This window comes from Prosthecobacter sp. (assembly GCF_044373815.1).
Lineage (GTDB): Bacteria > Verrucomicrobiota > Verrucomicrobiia > Verrucomicrobiales > Verrucomicrobiaceae > Prosthecobacter.
The window spans coordinates 1-8,336 of sequence record NZ_JBIPNG010000293.1 but is presented as its reverse complement, the minus strand read 5'-3'; the positions used below and the strand labels follow the sequence as shown (position 1 = coordinate 8,336).

8 protein-coding genes are annotated in these 8,336 nt (G+C 59.8%); 6 read left to right on the top strand and 2 right to left on the bottom strand.

The genetic code is table 11. From position 1 onward, the window contains the following. The 4 genes from ACIREA_RS20740 to ACIREA_RS20725 form a co-directional block, all read left to right on the top strand. Window positions 1-554, top strand: a 554-nt coding sequence (locus tag ACIREA_RS20740) for an FAD:protein FMN transferase (RefSeq protein WP_397384257.1), incomplete at its 5' end; no start/stop codon positions are given. Between the two features lie 88 nt (window positions 555-642). Beyond that, the gene (locus ACIREA_RS20735) at window positions 643-1,056 is read left to right on the top strand and encodes a DUF2127 domain-containing protein (protein WP_397384256.1); all 414 of its coding nucleotides are present in this window, start codon (window positions 643-645) and stop codon (window positions 1,054-1,056) included. 366 nt (window positions 1,057-1,422) lie between these two features. Further along, entirely contained in the window at window positions 1,423-1,926 is a 504-nt protein-coding gene (locus ACIREA_RS20730) for a hypothetical protein (RefSeq protein WP_397384255.1), read from the top strand. 98 nt (window positions 1,927-2,024) lie between these two features. Further along, window positions 2,025-2,528 (top strand): hypothetical protein, encoded by a 504-nt coding sequence (locus ACIREA_RS20725; protein WP_397384254.1) that lies wholly within the window; start codon window positions 2,025-2,027, stop codon window positions 2,526-2,528. A 2-nt stretch (window positions 2,529-2,530) separates the two neighbouring features. Here ACIREA_RS20725 and ACIREA_RS20720 read toward each other — a convergent pair whose 3' ends face one another. Further along, window positions 2,531-3,715: a substrate-binding domain-containing protein gene (locus ACIREA_RS20720; protein ID WP_397384253.1), complete on the bottom strand. Its 1,185-nt coding sequence runs from the start codon at window positions 3,713-3,715 to the stop codon at window positions 2,531-2,533. Window positions 3,716-3,822: 107 nt separating this feature from the next. Here ACIREA_RS20720 and ACIREA_RS20715 point away from each other — a divergent pair, with 107 nt between their 5' ends. Both ACIREA_RS20715 and ACIREA_RS20710 read left to right on the top strand, forming a co-directional pair. Beyond that, complete coding sequence (locus ACIREA_RS20715) at window positions 3,823-4,779, top strand: YHYH protein (protein ID WP_397384252.1); 957 nt, start codon at window positions 3,823-3,825, stop codon at window positions 4,777-4,779. 49 nt (window positions 4,780-4,828) lie between these two features. Continuing rightward, window positions 4,829-7,360 (top strand): DEAD/DEAH box helicase, encoded by a 2,532-nt coding sequence (locus tag ACIREA_RS20710; RefSeq protein WP_397384251.1) that lies wholly within the window; start codon window positions 4,829-4,831, stop codon window positions 7,358-7,360. A gap of 8 nt (window positions 7,361-7,368) precedes the next feature. On the opposite strand, the gene ACIREA_RS20705 is transcribed toward ACIREA_RS20710, so the two are convergent. Beyond that, on the bottom strand, window positions 7,369-8,336 hold a 968-nt coding region (locus ACIREA_RS20705; RefSeq protein WP_397384250.1), incomplete at its 5' end, for a molybdopterin oxidoreductase family protein.

Genomic DNA, 8,336 nt, shown 5'->3' with positions numbered 1-8,336 from the left:
CCCCCGCAGACCGCCTGCAGCAGGCGCTTGCCGCCACCGACTGGCGCGCCGTGCAGATGGATGCTAAAGCGCACACCATCACGCTCCTGAAGCCCGGCATGCTGCTCGACCTCGGCGGCATCGCCAAAGGCTACGCCGCCGATGCCGGCCTGCGCGTCCTGCGTGAGCACGGCCTCACCCGCGCCCTCGTCATGGCAGGTGGAGACATCGCCATCGGCGATCCCCCGCCGGGAGAAGATGCCTGGGAGATCAAGCTGCGGCAGTTTGCCAGTGCCGCACCGGAAGAAAAACTGGAGAGCGTGCGCCTGCACAACTGCGGGGTTTCGACCTCGGGGGACTTGTACCAGTTCACCGAGATCGACGGCGTCCGTTACTCACACATTGTCTCCCCTCAGACCGGGCTGGGGCTGACGGAGCGCATCGCCTGCTCAGTGATCGCCCCGAACTGCATGACCAGCGATGCCCTGGACACCGCCATCTGCGTGATGGGAAAGGAACGCGGCCTGAAAATGGCAGCGCAGGTCAAAGGTGTGACGGTAAGGTTTGTGGAGTGAGGGCACCCAAGTCGTGGAGCTCTGGCGCTGAGGATGCAATGCGGGGGCTTCCCCATTGATGTCATCTGCATGCCGCGCATGATGCAGCATGACTTCTTCCGGCTTGCGCAAAAGTCTCGACATCGTGCCTGCCATCGAAGCGGCCAAGGGAACGATCGTGCTGCTGGCGGGCTTCGGCCTGCTGGGGCTGCTGCACCGGGATCTGCACGAACTGGGCAGCGAGATCGTGGAGCATTTGCATCTCAATCCGGCCCGGAAGTATCCCCACATCTTCATTGATCTGCTTTCTTCGCTCACCGACCAGCGCCTGTGGTTGATGGCCGGCATGGCGCTGCTGTACTCCACCATCCGCTTTGCGGAGGCCTACGGGCTGTGGAAGCAGAAAACTTGGGCCGAATGGCTGGCTCTGGTAGGCGGCTGCATCTACCTGCCCCCGAGGCTTATGCGATCTACCAGCAAGCCACCGTCATCCATGTGTCCGCCCTGGTGGTCAATCTGGTGATCGTGCTGCTGGTGGCCAAGGTCTTGCTGCAAAAGCGCAAAACCAGGCAGTCTCAATAAGCGGGCAAACTCCCCTTATTGACGGAAAGCCATCTTTCTTGCGAATGTTTTACATCGTTCTGACACATCTTCTTCAAGATGTGGAAATCTCTCGGAAGACAACGAGAGCGGAGCAAGTCCGCCAGTCGCAATTTTCAGATAGTGGTTCCTGCATGGCTGTTGGTACGCACTTCAAAGAACCGGGGTGGATCGAGTGATCCACCCCGTTTTTTTTACCACCGACTGCAAAAAAGCAGCCGGAATACCATTTGAGGCAAACCCACGGGCCGCGTTGCTGCGATCTGTAGTGCCTACGGCACTCTCCACCATGAAACACACCCTCCTCGCCGCCACCCTCGTCCTCACCCTTTTCCCAGCTCTGGCTCCTGCCGGCACGGTCAAACTTCCGGAGGACAAACCAGCGGCTACCGTCAACATCCCGGATTCCTGGGAACCGGAAAAATCTGATGATGGCATTCTTGCCGAATCCGCCGACAATGTGGCTACGATCTATCTCGAAGTGGTGGCCGACGAGAAGCAGATGGACAGCGTCATCGAGGAGAGCCTCAAGTGGCTGACCGAAGACCATGAGGTGAAGGTGGATGCCGCCACCAAGGAAACGAAAGATTTTGAAGACTCCGGCCGCAAGTGGAGCCGCATCTCCTGGAGTGGCGAAAGCAAGGAGTGGGGCCCTGCCGTGATCGGCTTCCTCTTCACCGAAGTGGGCAACGGCAAAGTGCTGACCATCACCTACTGGATCTCGAAGAAAGACAGCGAGAAGAGCCTCGAAACCCTGGGCAAGATCTTCTCCAGCGTGAAGTCCGTTCCTTAATCAGTCGCTGAAAGCAGTTTCACAAGGCGGTTCCGAATCATCGGAACCGCCTTTTTTCTTGCCGTCGCAGGCAGGATTTAGTTAAAGCATGCTCCACCATGAGCACCGAATTCGGCAATGCTTGGAAACAGATTCGCTCTATTTTTATCGCCGGTCTGGTCATAGGCGCAGTGGCAGCCGTGGCGATTGGTGCCATGAACCACCATCAAGGACGCCCGTTGGACCTGAAGCTCCTGCTGGGAATCTGCCTGGGCATGGGATGTTTGCTTCCGGTGTTCGTGCTGCCCACCCTGCTCTTTTCCATCCGCATCGAAGACGGCGTCATCTCGCACTGGCTGTGCCGCCGCAGGAACCTCGGTGAGGGCCGCGTGGAGGATCTGACGAAGGTGGAAATCGCCGTGGGCAGCGGTGCGAAGTTTTATTTTGCCGACGGGAAAACCATCTCCTTCATGGGCGCTGATCTGATGATCCTGCAGGCGATGTGCCTGCACATCATGGAACTGCGTCCGGACTTCGATCACTTCGTCTTCGGCTCCCGTGCTGCGCTGATTCTCAAAGCCGTGAAGCTGTTTCAAGTGAAACGGCAGGAACTACAGCGCTGAAATCACACCGCCCTGTGCCGGCGAAACTCCCCCGGCGTCATGCCTGCACGTTTCCGAAAAGCACCGGCCATGTACTGCGGGTGGGTGAAGCCGCAGCGGGCGGCGATGGCATCGAGCGTGAGATCGGTCTGAGTGAGCAGTTTTTCCACCGCCGCAAAGCGGATGCGGTTGATCTCCTCCCCCGGGCTGCGGCCAATGAGCGCCTTCATGCGCCGCTCCAGCACACTGCGTGAGAGCGCCGTCTCCCGCGCAACCCGCGTCACATCAATCTGCTCGGTGGCATGCTGGCGGATGAAGCGCAGCGCTTCGGCAATGCGTGGATCTTCCACCGCAACGATGTCGCTGGACTGACGCACGACGATGTCCCCTGGGGCCAGCAGATGCTTTTCACCGGGCTTGGGCACACGCTGTTTCGCCATCCACTCATCAAGCAAGCGCGCTGCTTCATAACCCACAGCCTGCCCGCGCAGACGTACGCTGGAAAGCGGGGGGGAGGCGGTGTCGCAGAGCATGTTGTCATTCTCCGCCCCGACCACCGCCACCTCCTCCGGCACGGCGATGCCTGCACGGCGCGCCGCATCCAGCAGCCAGAAGCCGAGCTGGTCATTCACGGCAAACACACCCACGGGTTTCTCCAAGGACGTCAGCCATTCGGACAAGGCGCGCTGGTGCTCATCCCAGCGCAGCCGCTTCGTCCCTGCCCCGCCTGATTTGAAGAGCGAGCACTCGAAGCCGTGTGCGCGAAGAGTTTGCGCAAAGTACTCGCTGCGTTCGACGAAGAAGGCCTCGGCGGTGTCCAGATAGCAGGCGAAGCGTTGGAAGCCGCGATTCCGTAGATGCTCCGCCACCCGCGTGCCCACGATGCGGTTGTCCATGCCGACAAAGGGAAACGAATGCGGCAGCACCGTGGTGCGGAGTTCGATCACCGGCAGCTTCGTCGCCTTGAGCTGGCGCAGCATCGCGGCATCGACGGTGCGGGAGAGAATGCCGTCCCCAGGCCAGTCTTTGAGCCAGTCAGGGAAACGGCTGCGCAGATCGCGCGGCTCCAGGTACAGCGACCACGGGCCGTGCTCCGCGACATAGCGCCGGATGCCGCGCACGATGTCACGGCCATAGGACCGCGAAGTATCGACAAGAACGGCGACCTGCGGGATGCGGGCGGGTTTGGAACGTGGAGCCTTCGGCATGATGGGATGCAAACCGGAATCCTCCCCCGGAAGCAAGCGGGAATCGAGAGAACCCGTGGCAGATAATTTTTGTAACGAAACCGCGCCCGTGGGGTTATCTCCCCGACATGAGATTTTCCCGCCTCTCTGACTCTCTTGCCATGCTGATCAAAGTGATCAGCACCGTACTTGTGACCGCCTGCCTCGCCGCTTCATCAAAGCTGCCGCCGAATGAGGTGAAGATCACCACGGATGACAATTACCGCCGCATTCAGGCCAATGGCATTCCCGATCACACGCCCGGACAGTTTCCCAACCGGCACAATCCCAACGTGATCGCGCCACAGAGCTACGACTACAAGGTGCCGCTGCACCCGAAAGTCGCGGAAAAGCCGGTGCCCTTTCACATGCAGCCTTTTGGCATCGCAGTGAATGGCGTTGTCTTTGATCCCTTCGCCGCTGAGTGGTGGCAGGGCAATCCGGCGAGCGGTTGGCAATACGAGCCCCATGGCGGGGCGATTGATCTCGGGCTTGATGAGAGCAACGCGCATGTACAGCCAAACGGGGCCTATCACTACCACGGCATCCCGAATGGCATGATCGAAAAAATCGCTGGCGACAAAGCGAAGATGGTGCTCGTCGGCTGGGCGGCAGATGGTTTTCCCATTTACGGTCCCTGGGGCTACAGCACGGCAAAGGATGGCGACAGCGCCTTGAAGAAGCTCGATTCCAGCTATGCCATCAAGCAAGGCACACGACCTGCAGGCTCTCCCGGTGGCAAGTATGATGGGGCCTTTGTGCAGGACTACGAGTACATCGAAGGCAGCGGCGACCTGGATGCCAGCAACGGCCGCTTTGGAGTGACCCCCGAATTTCCCAAGGGCACCTATTATTACGTGCTCACGAATGAGTATCCCTATGTGCCACGCCAGTTCGCCGGCACGCCGGATGCCAGCTTCGCTCGGCGTGGCCCACCCGGCGGCGGCTTAGGGCCTCCGGGACGCGGTCGGCGTGGTGGCCCGGGAGGTCCTCCCGGCGGCCCCGGCATGCGCCCACCTCCAGGTTTCTTCCCACCCCCGTTTTGATTTCGTCAGGCGGTTGCATGCGTGATCGTCGCAGGCGATGTGCAGGGACATGACCGACCATCCGCTGCTGCGCCGACTGCCAAAATCCACCGACTGCTCCAATGATGAGCTGCTGGCGGGGTTTCTTGACTACGTCGCGGAGAAAAACCTGGAACTCTACCCTGCGCAGGAGGAGGCGATCCTTGAGCTGTTTGATGATCGCAACGTGATCCTCAACACCCCCACGGGCTCGGGTAAATCGCTGGTGGCGCTGGCACTGCATTTCCGCTCACTCGCGAAGGGGCGGCGCTCCGTGTACACCTGTCCCATCAAGGCGCTGGTGAATGAAAAATTCCTTTCCCTGTGCCGCGACTTCGGCCCTGACAACGTGGGCATGGCGACGGGAGATGCCACGGTGAACCGCAATGCGCCCATCCTCTGCTGCACGGCAGAGATCCTGTCCAACTACGCGCTGCGGGACGGAGCACAGTCCCCCTTCCGCGAAGTCATCATGGACGAGTTTCACTACTACTCCGACCGCGAACGCGGCGTGGCCTGGCAGGTGCCTCTACTGAGCATGAGCGATTCCCGCTTTCTGCTGATGTCCGCCACGATGGGCGGCTCCGACTTTTTCAAAGAGAAGCTCACCAACCTGACCAAGGCCGAGACCACCGTGGTGGCTGCGTATGAGCGGCCGGTGCCGCTGGAGTTCAGCTATGCGCAGACGTCCGTGGATGTGACGCTGCAGGAGCTGGTGACGGCCAACAAAGCGCCGGTGTATCTCGTGCACTTCACGCAGAACGAAGCAGCGCAGGCAGCGCAGGATTTGATGAGCCTGAACTTCTGCACCGCCGCGGAAAAAGCATCGATCAAAGAAGCGATGCAGGGCGCGAAGTTCACCAGCCCCTATGGCAAGGAAGTGAAGAAGTATCTCAGCCATGGCGTGGGCATTCATCATGCCGGGCTGCTGCCGAAGTATCGCGTGCTGGTGGAGAAACTGGCGCAGCGCGGCCTGCTGAAAGTGATCTGCGGCACCGACACCCTCGGCGTCGGAGTGAATGTGCCGATCCGCACCGTGCTGCTTACGCGCTTGAGCAAGTATGGCGGCGAAAAGGTGGCCACGCTGAGCGCACGTGATTTCCACCAGATCACCGGACGTGCCGGGCGGCGTGGCTATGATGACGTGGGCTACGTCGTCTGCCAGGCGCCGGAGCACGTGGTGGAAAATGCAAAGATGGAGGCCAAGGCCGCCGGCGATGTGAAGAAAATGCGCAAGATGGTGAAGAAGAAAGCACCGGAAGGCTTCGTGGGCTGGAATGAAGACACCTTCAAAAAACTGCAAAGCGCCACACCCGAGCCGCTGATGTCTCGCTTTCAGGTCTCGCATGGCATGCTGCTGCAAGTGCTCAGCCGCAAAGGTGATGCCTGCGCGGCGATGCGCCAGCTCGTAGCGGATTCGCATGAAACAACCAATGCAAAGAAGCAGCAAGAAAAGCGTGCCTGGGAGCTGTTTCGCGCACTGGTGCAGCGTAAGATCATCGAGATCATACCCACCGCTCAGCGCCCAGCAGACGGAACCAAGCTGAGGCTCAATGTGGAGCTTCAGGAGGATTTCTCGCTGAACTACACGCTCTCGCTTTATCTCATCGACACCCTGGCGCTCATTGATCCAGCCTCTCCCACCTATGCAGCGGATGTGATGACGCTGTGCGAATCCATCCTCGAAAACCCGGACATCATCCTGCGCCGACAGCTCGATCAGGTGAAGGACGAGGCCATGGTGGCGATGAAGAACGAAGGCGTGCCGTTTGAAGAACGCATCGCCAAGCTGGAAGAATTGGAGTACCCGAAACCCTGCCGCGACTTCATCTACAACACCTTCAACGCCTTTAGCGAGGCGCATCCATGGATCGGCCAGGAGAACATCCGCCCCAAGAGCATCGCCCGCGAGATGTTCGAAAACTTCCGCACCTTCAGCGACTACATCAACGACTACGAACTGCACCGCGCCGAAGGCGTGCTGCTGCGCCATCTCTCCGGCGTGCACAAGGTGCTGGCGCAGACCGTGCCCGAGAACTTCAAAACCGAACCCGTGCAGGAGATGGAGGCCTGGATCGCCGGGGTGCTGCGCGGCACAGACTCCAGCCTGCTGGATGAATGGGAACGCATGCGCGATCCCAACTTCAAGCCTGATGAGCAGGAAGAAAAACCCGTGGAAGCCCCGGACATCACGCGCAACAAACGCGAATTCACCGCACTCATCCGCACCGAGATCTTCCGCTTCCTGCGCCCCTTCTCTGTGGAAAACTACGCCGCCGCAGCCAGCACCGTCAGCAGCCCACTCAACGCCGAGTCCCTGGCTGCTCTCATGGAGCCATACTATGCCGAGCACGAGCGCATCCGCCTCGACAACGAAGCCCGCAACGGTCGCCACACCTACGTGGAACCGAGCGAGGACAACACCTCCTGGCGCATCTGCCAGGTGCTCATCGATCCCGAAGACCTCAACGACTGGCAGGCCGAGTTTACCGTCGATCTCCCGCAAGCCCGCGAGGATGGCAAGCCAGCGCTAAAACTGCTGACCGTGCGGAAAATTGAGTAGCTCAAAGGCTATTTCTCCACCCGCACCGCCGAGTGCTTGTAGCTCGGCTGACGACTGTGCGGATCATAAGAGGCGTGCGTGAGCTGGTTCACACGGCTGTCATGCATGGGCAAAAACACCTCACCGGGGGAGACGCATTCGGTCAGCCGCGCCTTTGCGCTCAGTTCAGCACGCTTCGAAATGACACGCACCATCATGCCATCGCGTACGCCGAGACGGGCAGCATCCTGCGCATTGATATCCAGCATCAGCTCTTCAGGAATCATCTTCGCCAGCACGGCGGACTTGCCGGTGCGTGTTTCCGTATGCCACTGCGCGCTGGTGCCACGCCCGGTGATCAAAATCAACGGATACTCATTGCTAAGCGGCTCTGGTACGGCCTCGATTGCATCAAAAATGAACTTCGCACGCCTATCGGGAGTGAAGAATTTTCCATCCTCAAACAACCGGCGCTCCTTCCAGCTTGAAACTTCAAACTTGGAACTCTGAGCTCGGGTCAGAGGCCACTGCACACCGCCGGATTTTCGCAGCATCTCATGCCCATTGATGCCCGTGATGTCACAGGGCTGGTCTTCCGTGCAGCGCTGCAAGACACGAAAGACTGCCTCCGGGCTGCTCCAGCCACGGAACAAATCATCGCAGCCCCAGTAATGGGCGATGAGACGAAAAATATGAAAATCCGCCAGCGCCTGACCGGGAGCACGGCGCACCTTGGGACTGTAGCCAATGCGGCGCTCACTGTTGATGAAGCAGCCTTCCTTTTCACCCCAGCCCGCCGCAGGCAGTACCAGATGCGCACGCTTCGCGGTCTCGGTGCTGCAGTACATGTCCTGCACCACCACGAAGTCGAGCTTGTCGAGAATGCGATTGATCTCGTTTTGATCGATCCAAGAGTGGCTCGGATTGGTGGCCACAAACCACAGTGCTTTCACCTTACCTTCGTCAGCTGCTTTGAGGATCTGATCATACGCCAGAC